Source organism: Streptomyces sp. NBRC 110035, assembly GCF_000829695.1.
Taxonomy (GTDB): Bacteria; Actinomycetota; Actinomycetes; order Streptomycetales; family Streptomycetaceae; genus Streptomyces.
This window is the reverse complement of the sequence record NZ_BBNN01000025.1, coordinates 162,778-178,481: the sequence shown is the minus strand read 5'-3', so window position 1 is coordinate 178,481 and position 15,704 is coordinate 162,778. Positions and strand designations below refer to the sequence as shown.

Below are 15,704 nucleotides of genomic sequence, written 5' to 3'. Positions count from 1 at the left end.
GCCCCGGCACCACCCCGCAGACCGAAAGCGGCGGCCCCCAGATCCCCGGGGCCGCCGCTTTCGCCGTGGTCGTGCCGCTACTTCCGGACCGGGTCCTCCCGCACGGGGGGTGCGGGAGCGGGGACCGGCGGCTTCACGTCCGTGGGCTTCACGTCCGTGGGCTTCGGCGCCGGCACGGTGGCGGTGACGTCGGTGGCGGCCGTCACCGTCCGGGCCCGAGGCCCCTGGAAGAGGTATGTCAGGCCGAAGCCGGCCGCGACGACGAGGGCGCCGCCCGCCGCGTCCAGGACCCAGTGGTTGCCGGTGGCGACGATCGCGGCGACGGTGAACAGGGGGTGGAGCAGGCCGAGCGCCTTCATCCACGCCCTGGGCGCGATGATCGCGATGACCAGGCCGCACCACAGGGACCAGCCGAAGTGCAGGGACGGCATCGCCGCGTACTGGTTGGTGAGGGCGGTGAGGGTGCCGTAGTCCGGCTTGGAGAAGTCCTGCACGCCGTGCACGGTGTCGATGATCCCGAGGTTCGGCATCAGGCGCGGCGGTGCCAGCGGGTAGAGCCAGAAGCCGACCAGGGCCAGCAGCGTGGTGAAGCCCAGGCTCGCGCGCGCCCAGCGGTAGTCGACGGGGCGCCGCCAGTACAGCAGGCCGAGGACGGTGAGCGGGACGGCGAAGTGGAACGACGTGTAGTAGAAGTCGAAGAAGTTCCGCAGCCAGCCGATCTGCACGACGGCGTGGTTGACCGCGTACTCGATGTCCAGGTGGAGCAGACGCTCGAGGTCGAGGATCTGCCGGGCGTGCTCCTCCGCCCGTTCCCGGCCGCCGGTCGCCGCGAGCCGCACCTTGGAGTAGGCGGCGTAGGTGACCCGGATCAGCAGCACTTCCAGCAGGAGGTTGGGGCGGGTCAGGACCCGGCGCAGGAACGGCAGCAGCGGAACGTACCGCAGGCGGGTGGGGACCGGGTCGGCGTACCGGGTCGGGACGGGCGCCCGGAAGTACGGCGAGGTGCGCGACAGGAACGGGATCACCGTGGCGGCGGCGAGCGCGGCGAGCAGGACGACGTTGTCGCGGACGGGGTGGAGGGCCGCCATGTCCGGCAGGATCATGGGGGCCGGCAGCGTCATCACCAGGATGACGGCGACGGGCCACACCGGCCGGTCGGAGGCGCGTCTGCCGACCGTGCCGACGACGGTGAGCAGCACCCACAGCAGCTGGTGCTGCCACGCGGTCGGGGACACGGCGACGGCGGTGCAGCCGGTGATCGCGACGGCGAGCAGCAGCTGGCCGTCGTGGGCGTAGCGCACCGCGCGGCGCAGGCCGAGGGTGGCGACGGCCGCGCCGAGCAGCAGGAAGAGGCCGATCTCCAGGGGGCCCTCGGCTCCCAGGCGGAGCAGGGCACCGTGCAGGGACTGGTTGGCGAGGTCGTCGGCCCGGCCGCCGAGTCCGGCGCCCGCCATGTGGTGCACCCAGTAGGTGTACGAGTCCTGGGGCAGCGCGGCCCAGGCGAGCGCGGTGCCCGTGGCGAAGGTGATGCCGGACGCGGCGGCGGCCCGGCGGCGGCCGGTGAACCACAGCAGCGGGGCGAAGAGCAGCAGGGTCGGCTGGAGGGCGGCGGCGACACCGATCAGGATGCCGCCGGCCCGCTGCCCGCGGGCGACGAAGCAGCCCAGCAGGACGAGGAGGACCGGGATGATGCTGGTCTGCCCGAGCCACAGGGTGTTGCGCACCGGCAGGGACAGCATGAGCAGGCTGACCGCGACCGGCGCGGCCAGCAGCGCGGTGCGGCGGCCGACCGGCTGGGGCAGGGCGCGGGCGGCGGTCAGCCCCAGCGCGACGACCAGCAGCAGCGTGCCGAAGGTCCAGCCCCAGCCGAGTGCTTGCTCAGCCGATCGGGTGAGGGGTTTGAGGACGAGCCCGCCGAACGGCGTACCGGTGAAACGGGTCGATTCGTAGAGTGAGCCGCTGACCCGCAGCACGCCGTCGTGTCCGAACCAGGTCCCCAGGTCCGTGAGCCGCTCCCCGTGCGGGGTGGTCAGGACGGCGGCGACCTGGCGTACGGCGAGGACGGCGGCGAGCAGCCACAGTCCGAGTCGCACCGTGTGCAGGCGTGTTCCGGTGTCGCCGACGTCCGTGGCCGCGAAAGCCTCCGCCGGTCGCCCCCTGTGTTCCGCGTTTGCCACGCCTCGTCGGCCTCCCGCCCCGTTGGTCCCCGCGTCCACGCGTGAGGATCCCTCTGCGAACCCTATGAGGCTCGCCCCGCCCCCGGAAGAGACGCAGGCAACCCCCGGTTCACCTGACGTCCGTCCCTCTTTGGTCCAGCTTTGGTCCGGATGACGATAGACGGAGAGGGGTCGGGTTGCTCCCCGGGGTGCGCGACGGGGCACGCGGGAGGCCGAAAACGTACCCTCACCCGCATGGCCGGTACGACGGCTTCGCCCCGCCGCGGGTGCCGGGGCGAAGCCGCCCCGGGGCGGTCCCTCGCGAAATCCCCGCGGAGCCGGCCGGCCTCACACCTCGTGGTAGAAGCCGACGTTGACGCTGCGCGGGGCCGCGCGGTCCAGGATGACGACCTCGCCGTTGCCTCCCCGGGGCAGCGCGACGCTGCCGCCGTAGGCGACCGGGTGGGTCCGGTCCCCGATGGTCAGCCGGACCTCTGAGGACGGCTCGGGGAGCGAACCGCGCAGCCAGCTCAGGTACCAGGTGCCGTCCTGGGCGCACTGGAACTCCAGGTGGACCCTGGACACGAACAGCCAGTCGTCCGGCGTGGAGAGACGGCACACCGACCTGTCCCGGCCCACCCGCAGCACGGCGCCCGGCTCGGTCGGCGCGTCGGCCATGAGCATGCCGGCCGTGGCCCCCGATTCCGCCGACGACACCGTGGCCATGGTGAGTTCGAGCACGTGCGCTCCTCCTGAGACGTTCCGGCGGGCCGGCGGTACCGGCCCGGCAACGGCCGAAACGGCCTGGTGCGGTGACCGGAAGGCCCGCTGTCGCCGCATGATAAAACGCCCGGCTCCCTCCCGTCCGCCCGTTCCGCGGGCACCCTGGCCCCATGACCGGGCGGAAGCCGCCGGACGTCGATTTCGAGGTGGGGCCCCGCTCGGACGGAGCGGGGGAAAGCGGACCGGCAGATCCGTGAGGCCGAGGCGCGCGGGGACTTCGCACGGTTGCCGGGAGCGGGCAAGCCCCTCCCGTGCGGCCCGGAGACCCCGTACGACGAGATGTGGCGGACCGAGCGGAAGCCGGCCCGCGAGGGCTGCTCGGTGCTGCCGCCGACACCGGCCCTGCGCAAGGAGGCCGAGGACGCCCTGGAGGCGGCCTTCGCGGCTCCCTCGGAGCGGATCGTGCGGAAGATCCTCACGGAGGCCGACACCAGGATCCGCGACATGACGTACAAGCCGCCGTCCGGCCCCCTCGGCAAGAAGCCGTACGACGTCGAGGACGTCGTACGGCAGTGGCGGGAGCGCCGGGCGGGGACGGACGGGCCGGTGCCCGGGGGTGCCTGACGGCGGCCCCGGGCACGGAGCCGGTCAGGCGTGCAGGAGCCGGTCCGCCAGTTCCCGGTAGTCCCGCAGGGCCAGGCGCAGTTGCTCGGTGCCGGTCTCCGCGGCGTTCGGACCCTCGCCGACCTCGGCGGTCTGCCAGGACCGGCGCAGGGTACGGCGCCGCTCGGTGACCGCGTCCGTGAAGCGGGCGGCGAGTTCCTCCAGCAGGTGATCGGCCTCCTCGACGGAGTCCCTCGGGGCATCCACGAAACCGGCCACGGCGTGCTGCAGCTGCGCGGAGAGCTTGTCGCAGTCGTCGTGCGGGAGCAGACCGGCGCCGTGCGCCGCGCCGGGGGCGCGGTCACCGGCGTGGCGGTCCTCCGGGGACGTGTACGGGTCCGGCGTGCCGCCGCTCCGCGGGCGGTCGGTGCCCGGAGAGTCCGCGCCCTCACGGGCGGGGGGCACCGTGCCGGTGTGCTCGCGGAGGTCCGGGGTGCCCTCTCGGGCGCCCTTCTCGTAGGCGTCACGGCGGGGGTCGCCGTGGAGGTCCTGGGGGAGGCTCCCGTGGACACCGTCACGGGTCCCGTCGGCGGTCGTGGGGGTGGTGGGGGTGGTGGGGGTGGTGGTGCGGGGCGTTCCGGTCAGCGGGTCGCCGCCGGGGCGGCGGGTCCTGTCGGTCATCTCGCTCAGCTCTCCTTCGCCTGTCGCCGGTGGAGCAATGAAGGTGTGTGGGGGCGGCCGCGTTCGGCCGTCCTCGCGTGGTGGCCGTCCGGGCCGCCGCGGTGGTCTCCGCCGTCGTGGCGGGAGGACCGCACCAGGTCGTCGAAGAGGGCGCGGGCCTCGACCATGGCCTCGCGCATCTCCTCGGTGCCCGCGCCGCCCTCGTGCCCGCCGTTCACGCGGGTCTGCGCGACCCGGTGCACGCGCCGGTAGCCGTCGACGTGGTGGGCGTGGTGCACGGACAGCGCGGCCAGCTGCTCCTCGTACTGTGCGCCGTCGGGGAAGCCCCGGGCGGAGGCGAGGTCGGCGAGCAGGCGGTCCGCCTCGGCGACCGCCTCCCGCGGCGAGTCGACGAACCGCTCCTGCGCGGCCGTCCAGCCCGCCTCGTACCTCTCCCGTTCGGCGGACTCCAGCGGTCGTGTCCGCAGGTCGCCGTGGAGCTGTACGCGCTGGGCCAGTTCACGTTCGGCGGCTTCGGCGTCCCCGTCGTGCCGGGCGACGGCCCGGTCGTACTCGGGGCCGAAGCGCCGCTTCAGGTTCGCGCCGTGGCGTGGGCCACGGGCGCGCAGGGTCAGTACGGCCGCCGCGACGACAACGACCGCCACAATCACGATCAACGCAATGATCAGGCCAGTGGACATGGATGCCTTCCGGTATCTCGGCCAACCGGCACTTCTCGCGCGCCGGTTCTCCGTTCGTGTTGCCCGAAGACCCGCCCGCAAACAGGGTTGCGGGCCCAGTGCCGGAGGAGGTGAACGGGCGGTCCGGGTGACCCCACGCCGGCTCAGCCGACCGGCGTACCCGTACCCGGGCGCCCGTCGCGCGTACCGCCCGGACGCCCGCCGTCGCCGTCGCCGTGCGGGCGTTCCCCGCGCGATCCGCCCAGTTCCCCCGACAACTCGTGCACCAGCTGGACCAGATCGGTCGGCCGCTCCGGCCCCCACCAGTCGCCGAGCAGTTCGGCCAGGGACTCCTCCCGGGCGCGGGCCAGCTTCTCGGCGGCCTCGAAACCCTCGTCGGTCAGGACGAGGCCGAGGCCCTCGCGCCGGGCGAGGTGCCGCACCTCGGCCTGGCGGGCGGCCTCCAGGACGATGCCGAGCGGGACGGGGCTGCGCTCGGCGAGCAGGGCCGGTTCCACCGAGCCGTGCCTCCTGATCCGCAGCAGCAGCCAGCTCGTGGCGGGCAGCAGGTCGTAGCCCGCACGGGCGGTGGTCTTCCGGTAGATGTCGCGCCGGCCCTCGCGGGTGCCGAGCAGGGACAGCGCGCGGCACACCTCGTCGTACGAGGAGCGCTCCACCGGGTTGCTGGCCAGGGTCTCGGTGCCGTCGGGCGCGGTGACCGAGGCGCGCAGTCTGTCCTCCTTGAGGAACCAGGACAGGACGAACCCGGCGAGGACGACGGGAACGGCGTACAGGAACACGTCGGTGATGGCGGAGGCGTACGCGTGGACGACCTCCGGGCGCAGGGCGGCCGGCAGGTCCCCGATGCCGCGCGGGTCGGACTCCAGCGCGTCGGCGGAGACGCCGGGCGGGAGCTGGGCACCGCGGAAGGCGGCGGTGAGTTTGTCGTCGAGACCGTTCGTGAAGATCATGCCGAAGACGGCGACGCCGAAGGAGGCGCCGATGGAGCGGAAGAAGGTCGCGCCGGAGGTGGCGACGCCGAGGTCCCGGTAGGAGACGGCGTTCTGCACGATCAGTACCAGGACCTGGATCACCAGGCCGATCCCCAGGCCGAAGACGAAGAAGAAGGCGCTCATCACGATGGTGGGGCTGTTCTCGTCGAGCTGGTGGAGCAGCAGCAGGCCGACGGCGATGAGGCCGGTGCCCGCGATCGGGAACACCTTCCAGCGGCCGGTACGGCTGACGATCTGTCCGGAGGAGGTCGAGGCCAGCAGCGTTCCGGCCACCATCGGCAGCATGTGCACACCGGACATGGTCGGACTGGTGCCTTGGACCACTTGGAGGAACGTCGGCAGATAGACGCTCGTGCCGAACATGGCGAAGCCGACGATGAAGCTGATCACGGCGGTGAGCGTGAAGGTGCGGATCCGGAACAGCCCCAGGGGCAGCACCGGTTCGACGGCCCGCCGTTCCACGGCCACGAACGCGACGGCGAGGACGGCGCCCAGCACCGCGAGGCCGATGATCCTCGACGAGCCCCAGGCCCAGGTGGTGCCGCCGAGGGAGGCGACCAGGACCAGGCAGGTCGCGACGGAGGCGATGAGGAAGGTGCCGAGGTAGTCGATGACGTGGCGGGTCGAGGTGCGCGGGATGTGCAGCACCGTCGCGATGACGACGAGGGCGAGGATGCCGAGGGGCAGGTTGACGTAGAACACCCAGCGCCAGCTCAGGTGCTCGGTGAACAGTCCGCCGAGCAGCGGCCCGAGGACGCTCGTCGTGCCGAAGACGGCGCCGAACATGCCCTGGTACCTGCCCCGTTCACGGGGCGGGACGAGGTCCCCGACGATCGCCATGGACAGCACGATCAGTCCGCCGCCGCCCAGCCCCTGGAGCGCCCGGAAGCCGATCAGCTGGGCCATGTCCTGCGCCGCGCCGCACAGCGCGGATCCCACCAGGAAGATGACGATGGCGGCCTGGAACAGCCGCTTGCGTCCGTACTGGTCGCCGAGCTTGCCCCACAGCGGGGTCACGGCGGTCGAGGCCAGCAGATACGCGGTGACCACCCAGGACAGATGCTCCAGGCCACCCAGTTCACTGACGATGGTGGGCAGCGCGGTGGCCACGATGGTCTGGTCGAGGGCGGCGAGCAGCAGGCCGAGGAGCAGGGCGGCCATCGGGACGACGACGTTGCGGGACACCTGCTCCGGGGGCCCGCCGGAACCGCCCGGACCCCCCGGACGGTCCGGACCCCCCGGCCCCCCCGGACGGCCCGGACCGACGCCGGGGGCCGGTGGTCCGGAACCGGCACCGGGCGAGGGCCGTGTGCCGCCCGCTCTCTCCGCCCTGCCGTGCGCGTGCCCGGACATGACCACCTCCACAGGTTCTCGATTCCACGGTCCATCGTGATCGGTGTGACCGGTTATGGCCTGTTGAGTCCTTCCGGAAGACCGCGTTCCGGGGGCGGGCGCGTCGGAGTGGTGGAGAAGATCTGCATAATCTCTGGAGATCGCGAGGGGAGGGACTACGCGTGAACGATTCGACGGGCACCCCGTGCCCGGAATGCGGTACGCCCAGGAACAGGGACAACACCCCTTCCTGCGCCTGCACTCTGCGCGCGTCCGAAGCCCTCCGCGACGCCCGGACGGCGCAGGCGGCTCAGGCGGAGGACTTCACTCCGCTCCGCATCCGCCCGTACGTCGAACTCGACGACGGCACCACGGCGGCGGAGACGGAAGCAGGGGCAGGGGCGGCGAGTACGCCGAACGCGGCACCGGAGGACGGCGGCGCGCCGGACGGAGGCCGCGCTCCGGAGCGGGAGGCCGGGCAGGGAGCCGAGGAGGCCCGCACCCCGGACGAGCCGAACGGGCAGGGCACGCCCGCGGCCCGGGCCGGCCGGGCGGAGCAGAGCGAGCGGACCGCCCGGGCCGGGCAGACGGCGCCCGGCGCGCCGGGGCCGGCCGCGGACGCCACCGTGCAACTGCGCGCCGTCACCCCCGACACGCTCGCCGCACCCGGCACCGCCGGGGCCCCTACGGCCCCGGACTCCCGGCCCGCGCCCCTCGCCGCACCTCTCGCACCGCCCACGACCGAGCCGAGCGCGACCGACCTGCATCTGTTCGACTCCACCCGCCCCCTCAGGACGGTGCCCACCGCCGCGGGCCCACCCGCAGGCCCGGCCACGCCCCCGCTTCCGGCCGTCGGCGACGCCGCTCCCCCCGGCGGTGGCCGCCGTCGCCGCACCGCGCTGCTCGTGGCCGCCGGGACCGTGGTGGCGGTGATCGGGGCCGCCGGGTGGGCGAGCGGGCTGTTCGCCTACGAGACGCCGTCCCGGGACGGCGCGTCGGCGGACGACGTACGGGCGGGTGTGCCGGACGCGCCGGACGACGCGCCCTCGGCGGCACCGGTCACGAGCGCGTCCGGCTCACCGGAGGCGTCCGCCCCGGCGTCGGCCTCGGCCACGCCGTCCGGGAGCGCGAGCCCGTCGGCGTCGCCGTCGGGCTCCGAGTCCGCGGAGGCGAGCACTCCGGCGGCCCCGTCGGACGAGCCGGAGCCGTCCGCGACCCCGACCACCGTCCCGTCGGCCGACGCCCCCGAGGACGCGGAGGAGCTGGACGGCGGCGACGCCACCGGTCCCACGCTGAAGCGCGGCGACCGGGGGCCGGAGGTCGCCGCGCTCCAGGAGCGCCTGAGCAAGGTGTACCTGTACAACGACGAGGTCAACGGCCGGTTCGACCGTGACACGGAGGGCGCCCTCCGCAATTACCAGTGGTCACGGGGCATCCGCGGTGACGAGCTGGGCGTGTACGGACCGGAGACCCGCACCCGGCTGGAGTCCGAGACCCAGGACCTCTGACGCGGCGGGCCGGTGGACCCGGCCCCGGACAGGCCGGACCTACCGGCCCGCCGCGTGCCCGGGTTCCGTGATGTGCAGCAGGACCGTCCCGTCCGCACCGCGCTCCACCCGCACCCGGGTCAGGTCGCGTACGACCACGTCCGGGTCGTGGAATCCGGCGCGCGGGCCGACGCCGACGACGCGCATGCCGGCCGCGCGCCCCGCGGCGATCCCCGCCCCGGAGTCCTCGAAGACCACGCAGTCGGCCGGGGCGACGCCCAGTTCCGCCGCGCCCTTGAGGAAGCCCTCGGGGTCGGGCTTGCTCGCGCCCACCGACTCGGCGGTCACCCGTACCCGGGGCTGCTCCAGTCCGGCGGCGGCCATCCGTGCCGTGGACAGGGCGACGTCCGCGGAGGTCACCAGGGCGTGCGGCACGCCGTCGAGGGCGGCGAGGAAGTCATGGGCGCCCGGTATCGCGACGACACCCTCGGTGTCCGCGGTCTCCTCGGCGAGCATGCGCGCGTTGTCGGCGTGGTTCTGTTCCATGGGCCGGTTCGGCAGCAGCAGCGCCATCGAGGCGTAGCCCTGCCGCCCGTGCACGACCTTCATGACCTCGTCCCCGTCGAGCCCGTTCCGCTCGGCCCAGCGCCGCCAGACGCGCTCGACCGAGGCGTCCGAGTTGACGAGGGTGCCGTCCATGTCCAGCAGGAGGGCACGGGCGGTGAGGACGGCGGTGGCTGTCATCGGCAGCTCCAAAGCACGGGAAGGGAGGACAAGGCGGCCCCGCCCGCCGGTCAGGGAAAACGGGCGGGAGCCACTTTGTTCATCCACGATACAAAACAACCCCGGCCTCCCGCCAGCACCTCCGCCAACCGTTCACGGAGCGTTGGCCGCACCGTCGCCCCGTCCCCGCAACCGCAGCCGCAGCCGCAGCCGCCGACGGAACCGGCCACGGAACCAGCCGGGCGGCCGACCCGCCGTTCACCCCGCCCGGTCCACCGCCCGGTCCGCCACCACCCGTCCGCCACCCGTCGGCCCGCCCCGCTCAGCCGGTCACCGCCTCCCCCAGGCTCCACACGCCGAGCCCCAGCATCAGCAGCGCCGCCATCCGGGTGATCAGCTTCAGCGGCACCCTCTTCATCAGGGCCTTTCCGCCGACGATGCCCAGCCCGGCCACCGCCCACAGCGCCAGCACCGCGCCCAGGCCGACCGAGAGCGGATCGTCGTAACGGGCGGCGAGGTTGGCCGTCATGATCTGGGTGAGATCGCCGAACTCGGCGACCAGGATGAGCATGAAGCCCGCCCCGGACACCTTCCAGAAGGACTGGTTCTCCGGCTTGCGGATCTCCTCGTCGTCCTCGTCCTTCCTGAACAGCAGCATCGCCGCGCCGCCCAGGAAGAGCACGCCCGTGATCGCGTGCACGAGCTGCTGCGGCAGCAGGGTGAGCACACTGCCCGCCGCCACCGCGAGCGCGACGTGCACGGCGAAGGCGGCGGCGACGCCGGCGAAGACGTAGGAGGCCCGGTAGCGGGTGCCGAGGACGAGGCCGGCGAGCGCGGTCTTGTCCGGCAGTTCGGCGAGGAAGACGACGCCGAACACGACGGCCGTCACGGTCAGGTTGATCAAGGTTCCTCGATCGGCCGGGGCTGCCCCGCCGAGAGTCTGCGCGTGTCCTGCGTGTCCACGGGACGCCTCGGCACGGCAGCACACATGGCGCCCGTACCGAGGGGCACGGGCGGTGCACTGCTTGCCGAGGGTCTCGCCGGCCGGCCCCTGTACGGGACCTGCCTCCGGGCGCCGGCTCAGACGGGCCGAGCAGTATGTCGACGGTCCGGCGAAGGGCTACTCCCCCTCTGCGCCGTCCATCGTACGCGAGGCCGGCCCGAGCACCCGTACGCCCACTTCCGCGCGGACCCGCACGGCCCTTCGCGCCCCGTCCGCCCCTGCGGGGCTCGCGCGGAAGCGCCACGCCCGCACGACATCCGCACCGCATCGGCACCGCATCATGCCCAGACACGCCATGCACACGTCATTAACTTCTCACCGGGTCCACTCCTCCCCGTAACGCCGCGAGGCGAGCATTCCCCTTGCTCGCACTCCAACGGCCCCACCCCACAAGGGAGTTCGCATGCCGAAGTTCTACGCGCGTCGACGTCTGGGCATAGTCGCGGCGCTCACCGGACTCATCGCCTCCGCCGGAGTACTCAACGGCCCGAGCGCCTCCGCCGCCCTCCCCACCCCGGTCAGCGCCTCCACCGCCCGCACCTACCTCGCCTCCCTCACCGTGTCCGCGGAAAACCGCACCGGCTACCACCGCGACCTCTTCCCCCACTGGATCACCGTCAGCGGCACCTGCAACACCCGCGAGACGGTCCTCAAGCGCGACGGCACGAACGTCGTCACCAACTCCTCCTGCGCGGCCACCAGCGGCAGTTGGTACTCCCCGTTCGACGGTGCCACCTGGTCCGCCGCCTCCGACGTCGACATCGACCATCTCGTCCCGCTCGCCGAGGCCTGGGACTCCGGCGCCGGTTCCTGGACCACGTCGCGACGCCAGTCCTTCGCCAACGACCTGACCCGCCCGCAACTGCTCGCGGTCACCGACAACGTCAACCAGTCCAAGGGCGACAAGGACCCCGCCGAGTGGATGCCGTCCCGCACGGCCTACCGCTGCACCTACGTCCGCGCCTGGGTGCAGGTGAAGTACTACTACGGCCTGTCGGTCGACCCGGCCGAGAAGTCCGCCCTGCAGGGCCACCTCGCGAGCTGCTGACCCCGCGGTACGCCACGACGGGCCGAAGATCCCCCGTACCCCTCCGTCGTTCCGTACCGTACGGGTCGACGGAGGAAGGGATCACCACCATGACCGGACTGCTCCTCGGGCCACTGCTGAGGTACGTCGACGGCTCGTCCGCGACCGTCTGGGTCGAGACGAGCCGGCCGGGCACCGCCGAGGTGCGCTGCGCGGACGGGTCCGGCGGGACGGCCCGCACCTTCCGGATCGCGGGGCACCACTACGCGCTCGTCGAGGTGACCGGCCTGACCCCGGGCACGGCGACGCCGTACGAGGTGTTCCTCGACCGGGCCCGGGTGTGGCCGCCGGCCGAGAACGCCGAGGACGGGGCCCTCGCGTCGCTGCCGCCCTCCGTCATCGCCACCCCCGGCGCCGGTGACGGCGTGCGGGTCGCCTTCGGCTCCTGCCGCTGGGCGTCACCGCCGGCCGGCGAGGACGATCCCGTCGGCCCCGACGCGCTGCACGGCCTGGCCGCGCGCATCGCCGCCGACCCGGGCGGCGAGCGGCCCGACGTGCTGCTCCTCCTGGGCGACCAGGTGTACGCCGACGAGACCTCCGACGCCACCCGCGCGTATCTCGCCGCCCGCCGCGACCTCTCCGACGCGCCGGGCGACCAGGTGGCGGACTACGAGGAGTACACCCGCCTCTACTACGAGTCCTGGCTCGACCCTCAGGTGCGCTGGCTGCTGTCGACGGTTCCCACGTGCATGGTCTTCGACGACCACGACGTGATCGACGACTGGAACACCTCCGCCTCGTGGGTCGCCGACATGCGGGCCACGTCGTGGTGGGGCGAACGGGTGCGCAGCGGCCTGATGTCGTACTGGGTGTACCAGCATCTCGGCAATCTCTCCCCGCGCGAACTGGCGGCGGACCCGCTGTACGCGTCCGTGCGGGAACTGCCCGACGGCACGGACGCCTTGCGGGCCTTCGCCGCCGGCGCCGAAGCGGACACGGCCTCGGTGCGCTGGAGTTACCGGCGCGACTTCGGCCGGGTGCGGCTGCTGATGGTGGACACCCGGGCGGCCCGGGTCCTGACGGAGGGCGAGCGCGCGATGCTCGACCCGGCCGAGGCGGCCTGGCTGCGCGCACAGGCGCTGGACGGGCGCGGCGGGTACGACCACCTCCTCATCGGCACGTCCCTGCCCTGGCTGCTCCCGCATCTGGTGCACGACGTCGAGGGGTGGAGTTCCGTGCTGGCCCGGGGCGACAAGGGGCCCCGCTGGGCGCGGTTCGGGGAGTGGCTGCGGCGGGCGGCGGACCTGGAGCACTGGGCGGCGTTCCCGGAGTCCTTCGGGGAGTTGGCGGAGCTGATCGCCGAGGCCGGTACGGGGCCGGACGCGCCGGCGACGGTGTGCGTGCTCTCCGGGGACGTCCATCACGCGTATGCGGCGGAGCCGAGCTGGGGCGCGGGCGGGCAGGGTCGCGGGCCGGACGCCCGGGTGATGCAGCTGACCTGCTCCCCCGTGCACAACTCCATTCCCCTGTCGATCCGGCTGGGGTTCCGCTTCGGCTGGAGTGCCGTCGCCCGGGGCATCGGCCGCGTCTTCGCCCGGCACGGGCGCTCGGGGCAGCCGCCGGTCACGTGGCGCAAGACGGGCGGGCCCTGGTTCGGCAACCAGCTCATGACGCTGACGATGCGCGGGCGTTCGGCGGTGCTGCGGCTGGAGCACGCACGCGCGGTGGCGGGCCCGGCACCGGGAACGGACGCGGGGCGGCCGGGCGCGGGGCCGGGCGTCCGGCTGAAAACGGTGACGGAGACCGGACTGAGCAGGTGAGACGGGGGGCGAACCTGTGAGCCCGCTGTGGCGTTGGGGGTGTATTCGGTCACGTCTTCGAGCGCCGGGGCGGGGAGCGGGGCGCGCTCACGTGCGGCGGCGGGCGGCCGGACTTCCGTTTCCACGGCACCTCGTGGCCGAATGTTGAACTTGAAAGTATAAATTGGGGGCACCTACCGTGGTTTCTCGACTCGGTTCCCGCCCCGGACCGGCCTACCGAAGGAGACCCCCCACATGTCCGGACGCCTCGACAGCGCCCAGCCATACGTCCTCGGCCTCTTCCGCATCGTCGTCGGCCTGCTCTTCGCCTGCCACGGCGCCGTCGCCCTGTTCGGCGTGCTCGGCGGCACGGACGGCAGCGGCGGCACCGCCGAGACCGGTGCCTGGCCCAACTGGTACGCGGCGGTGATCGAGCTCGTCGGCGGCGGCCTCGTCCTGCTCGGACTGGGCACCCGTGCCGCCGCGTTCATATCGTCGGGCGCGATGGCCTACGCCTACTTCAAGGTGCACCAGCCCCAGGCCCTGTGGCCGATCCAGAACAACGGCGAGGGCGCGGCCATGTACTGCTGGGCCATGTTCCTGCTGGTGTTCACCGGCTCCGGCGCCTTCGGCCTGGACCGCCTGTTCACCCGCCGCACCCGGACACGGACCGTGGAACAGCACGCGGCCGAACGGGCCCCGGTCACGGCCTGACCCTCCGCAGACCCCACCCCGCCCCCGCGGTGCCCTCCCCCGGTCCTCACGCCTCGGGGAGGGCACTGCCCTTTGCGGGAAAGGGAGTTCGCGAGGGGAGGCCACAGGGGAGGGCGAACTCCCGGTGCCGCCCACACGAATCCTCCGTGACCTTTCCGTCATCTGCCCGGCGTACTCTCAGTCACTGTCAACGGTCATTCTCCTGCCGCTCCCCCCGCGCTACCGCGGCACGGTCTGGCCGACGGGGGAGCAACGGGGAGTTCGGGTGGAGAGTTTCGGGTCGCTGATCGGCAGCCCATGGGTCTATGCGGTGGTGGCCCTCTCGGTCCTGCTCGACGTGTTCCTGCCGCTGCTGCCGAGCGGGGTCCTCGTGATCGCCGCGGCCACGGCCGCCGCCGCGGGCACCGCGACCGACCTGCCCGACATCCTGATCCTGACGCTGTGCGCGGCCACCGCCTCCGTCCTGGGCGACCTGGTCGCCTACCGTCTCGCCTGGCGCGGCGGCGACCGCCTGGACCGGGCGCTCGCCCGGTCCCGCCGGCTGACCGGCGCGCAGGAACGTCTCGGCGCCGCGCTGGCCCGGGGCGGCGGAGGTCTGGTCGTCCTCGCCCGTTTCGCCCCGGCCGGCCGCTCGCTGGTCTCGCTCGGCGCGGGAGCCGCCCGGCGCCGGGCCCGCGACTTCCTGCCCTGGTCGGCACTGGCCGGCCTGTCCTGGGCCGCCTACAGCGTGGCCCTCGGCTACCTCGGCGCCCACTGGCTGGGCGCGACCTGGCTCGCCACCGCGGTGTCGGTCGCCGCGCTGTTCGGGGCGGGTGCGGGGGCGGCCTACCTGATGCGCAGGCGGCCGATGTCCGGCGCGGGCGTCGTCGTACAGCCGGCGGAGGCGTCGTAACGCGGGCACCGGCCCCGCCCTCTGCACCACCCGCCGCCCCGCCTACCGCGCCACGCTCGTGCTCGTGCGCGCGCCGCGCACCTCCAGGCCGTCCAGCAGGTCGGCCGTGGCCTCGGCGACCGCGTCCACGGCCCGGTCGAAGACCTCACGGTTGTGGGCGGCCGGCGCCCGGAAGCCGGACACCTTCCTCACGTACTGCAGGGCCGCGGCCCTGATCTCGTCTTCGGTGGCCTCCTCGGACAACGCGGGCGGACGCAGGGTCTTGATACTCCGGCACATGCCCCCAGTCTCGCCCCGGAGGGGCCTTGGGAGCCATGCCGGACGACCGCGGCCCGGGACGTGCCCGACCGGGTGAACCGGGTGAGGGGACCCCGAGTTGACTCGCCACCCAAAATCGAACAGGCGTATCATTAACGCGTGGCTGCGACCTATGACTTTCCCCGTGACCTCCTCGCCGGTCAGGAGGAGCTTCGTCAGGTCCAGGCAGAGCTGTCGGCCCTGTTGAGACGGCTTCCCTGGTCGGTGGAGCCGCTCGACGGGTTCAGCGACGACACCGGCTGGCGCCTGGTGGAGCGCCCCGCCTCACCCGGCTGGACGGACGACGAGCAGGCCGAGGTGGAGAAGCTCCGGCGCCGGGAGCACGAGCTGGTGGTGTTCGTCAGCACCCACCGGTACTGGGCGGACCTGGCCGGCGCCGACCGCGTCCAGGCCCGCTCCCGGCTGAAGCACACGCACGGGACACCGCCTGGTGAAAGGGAGCCGTTTCCGTAGGGGCACCCCCGTGGGGGGCGTCCCCGGCACGAACGGCACAGGGCCCTCGGAGAAGTTCCGAAGGGCCCTGTTCCCGGTGGGCGCGGACGGTTTCGAACCGCCGACATCCTGCTTGTAAGGC

General features: G+C 73.4%; 14 protein-coding genes and 1 pseudogene. 7 read left to right on the top strand and 8 right to left on the bottom strand.

The window, feature by feature from the left end:
- Nucleotides 1–77 precede the first annotated feature (77 nt).
- Together TU30_RS15945 and TU30_RS15940 are read right to left on the bottom strand one after the other, a co-directional pair.
- Nucleotides 78–2,177, bottom strand: coding sequence for a bifunctional glycosyltransferase 87/phosphatase PAP2 family protein (locus TU30_RS15945; RefSeq protein ID WP_078878305.1), 2,100 nt, complete (start codon nucleotides 2,175–2,177; stop codon nucleotides 78–80).
- A 327-nt stretch (nucleotides 2,178–2,504) separates the two neighbouring features.
- Nucleotides 2,505–2,897, bottom strand: coding sequence for an FHA domain-containing protein (locus tag TU30_RS15940; protein WP_042170225.1), 393 nt, complete (start codon nucleotides 2,895–2,897; stop codon nucleotides 2,505–2,507).
- 152 nt (nucleotides 2,898–3,049) lie between these two features.
- On the opposite strand from TU30_RS15940, the pseudogene TU30_RS15935 reads away from it, so the two are divergent.
- Nucleotides 3,050–3,503, top strand: a pseudogene (locus tag TU30_RS15935) (DUF1992 domain-containing protein).
- 24 nt (nucleotides 3,504–3,527) lie between these two features.
- On the opposite strand, the gene TU30_RS15930 reads toward TU30_RS15935, so the two are convergent.
- The 3 genes from TU30_RS15930 to TU30_RS15920 all read right to left on the bottom strand — a co-directional run bounded on the left by TU30_RS15930 (nucleotide 3,528) and on the right by TU30_RS15920 (nucleotide 7,188).
- Entirely contained in the window at nucleotides 3,528–4,163 is a 636-nt protein-coding gene (locus TU30_RS15930; protein WP_052479823.1) for a hypothetical protein, read from the bottom strand.
- 5 nt (nucleotides 4,164–4,168) lie between these two features.
- Nucleotides 4,169–4,843: a hypothetical protein gene (locus TU30_RS15925; protein WP_042170222.1), complete on the bottom strand. Its 675-nt coding sequence runs from the start codon at nucleotides 4,841–4,843 to the stop codon at nucleotides 4,169–4,171.
- A 143-nt stretch (nucleotides 4,844–4,986) separates the two neighbouring features.
- Nucleotides 4,987–7,188: an MDR family MFS transporter gene (locus TU30_RS15920; RefSeq protein ID WP_078878311.1), complete on the bottom strand. Its 2,202-nt coding sequence runs from the start codon at nucleotides 7,186–7,188 to the stop codon at nucleotides 4,987–4,989.
- Nucleotides 7,189–7,349: 161 nt separating this feature from the next.
- On the opposite strand from TU30_RS15920, the gene TU30_RS15915 reads away from it, so the two are divergent.
- Nucleotides 7,350–8,675, top strand: coding sequence for a peptidoglycan-binding protein (locus TU30_RS15915; RefSeq protein WP_042170217.1), 1,326 nt, complete (start codon nucleotides 7,350–7,352; stop codon nucleotides 8,673–8,675).
- A 39-nt stretch (nucleotides 8,676–8,714) separates the two neighbouring features.
- Here the strand turns inward: TU30_RS15915 and TU30_RS15910 are convergent, their stop codons facing one another.
- Nucleotides 8,715–9,398 (bottom strand): HAD-IA family hydrolase, encoded by a 684-nt coding sequence (locus TU30_RS15910; protein WP_042170215.1) that lies wholly within the window; start codon nucleotides 9,396–9,398, stop codon nucleotides 8,715–8,717.
- 301 nt (nucleotides 9,399–9,699) lie between these two features.
- Nucleotides 9,700–10,281 carry a TMEM165/GDT1 family protein gene (locus TU30_RS15905; protein ID WP_042170213.1) on the bottom strand — a complete coding sequence of 194 codons (582 nt, stop codon included), beginning with the start codon at nucleotides 10,279–10,281 and terminating at the stop codon, nucleotides 9,700–9,702.
- 502 nt (nucleotides 10,282–10,783) lie between these two features.
- Here TU30_RS15905 and TU30_RS15900 point away from each other — a divergent pair.
- From TU30_RS15900 to TU30_RS15885, 4 genes are all read left to right on the top strand, one after another.
- Nucleotides 10,784–11,428 (top strand): HNH endonuclease family protein, encoded by a 645-nt coding sequence (locus TU30_RS15900; protein ID WP_042170212.1) that lies wholly within the window; start codon nucleotides 10,784–10,786, stop codon nucleotides 11,426–11,428.
- A gap of 89 nt (nucleotides 11,429–11,517) precedes the next feature.
- Nucleotides 11,518–13,227 carry an alkaline phosphatase D family protein gene (locus tag TU30_RS15895; protein ID WP_042170210.1) on the top strand — a complete coding sequence of 570 codons (1,710 nt, stop codon included), beginning with the start codon at nucleotides 11,518–11,520 and terminating at the stop codon, nucleotides 13,225–13,227.
- A 234-nt stretch (nucleotides 13,228–13,461) separates the two neighbouring features.
- A complete protein-coding gene (locus tag TU30_RS15890) occupies nucleotides 13,462–13,920 on the top strand; it encodes a DoxX family protein (protein WP_042170208.1) in 459 nt (152 codons plus the stop codon).
- Nucleotides 13,921–14,185: 265 nt separating this feature from the next.
- A complete protein-coding gene (locus TU30_RS15885) occupies nucleotides 14,186–14,812 on the top strand; it encodes a DedA family protein (protein ID WP_042170205.1) in 627 nt (208 codons plus the stop codon).
- 42 nt (nucleotides 14,813–14,854) lie between these two features.
- Here the strand turns inward: TU30_RS15885 and TU30_RS15880 are convergent, their stop codons facing one another.
- The gene (locus TU30_RS15880) at nucleotides 14,855–15,091 is read right to left on the bottom strand and encodes a DUF2277 domain-containing protein (protein WP_042170202.1); all 237 of its coding nucleotides are present in this window, start codon (nucleotides 15,089–15,091) and stop codon (nucleotides 14,855–14,857) included.
- Nucleotides 15,092–15,229: 138 nt separating this feature from the next.
- Here TU30_RS15880 and TU30_RS15875 point away from each other — a divergent pair, with 138 nt between their 5' ends.
- Complete coding sequence (locus tag TU30_RS15875) at nucleotides 15,230–15,583, top strand: hypothetical protein (protein WP_042170199.1); 354 nt, start codon at nucleotides 15,230–15,232, stop codon at nucleotides 15,581–15,583.
- Nucleotides 15,584–15,704: the final 121 nt, after the last annotated feature.

What these genes read in the sequence shown, in the direction of transcription:
- TU30_RS15930 (WP_052479823.1), bottom strand. Translation starts at nt 4,163, where the DNA reads ATGACCGACAGGACCCGCCGCCCCGGCGGCGACCCGCTGACCGGAACG.
- TU30_RS15925 (WP_042170222.1), bottom strand. Translation starts at nt 4,843, where the DNA reads ATGTCCACTGGCCTGATCATTGCGTTGATCGTGATTGTGGCGGTCGTT.
- TU30_RS15920 (WP_078878311.1), bottom strand. Translation starts at nt 7,188, where the DNA reads ATGTCCGGGCACGCGCACGGCAGGGCGGAGAGAGCGGGCGGCACACGG.
- TU30_RS15910 (WP_042170215.1), bottom strand. Translation starts at nt 9,398, where the DNA reads ATGACAGCCACCGCCGTCCTCACCGCCCGTGCCCTCCTGCTGGACATG.
- TU30_RS15900 (WP_042170212.1), top strand. Translation starts at nt 10,784, where the DNA reads ATGCCGAAGTTCTACGCGCGTCGACGTCTGGGCATAGTCGCGGCGCTC.
- TU30_RS15895 (WP_042170210.1), top strand. Translation starts at nt 11,518, where the DNA reads ATGACCGGACTGCTCCTCGGGCCACTGCTGAGGTACGTCGACGGCTCG.
- TU30_RS15890 (WP_042170208.1), top strand. Translation starts at nt 13,462, where the DNA reads ATGTCCGGACGCCTCGACAGCGCCCAGCCATACGTCCTCGGCCTCTTC.
- TU30_RS15880 (WP_042170202.1), bottom strand. Translation starts at nt 15,091, where the DNA reads ATGTGCCGGAGTATCAAGACCCTGCGTCCGCCCGCGTTGTCCGAGGAG.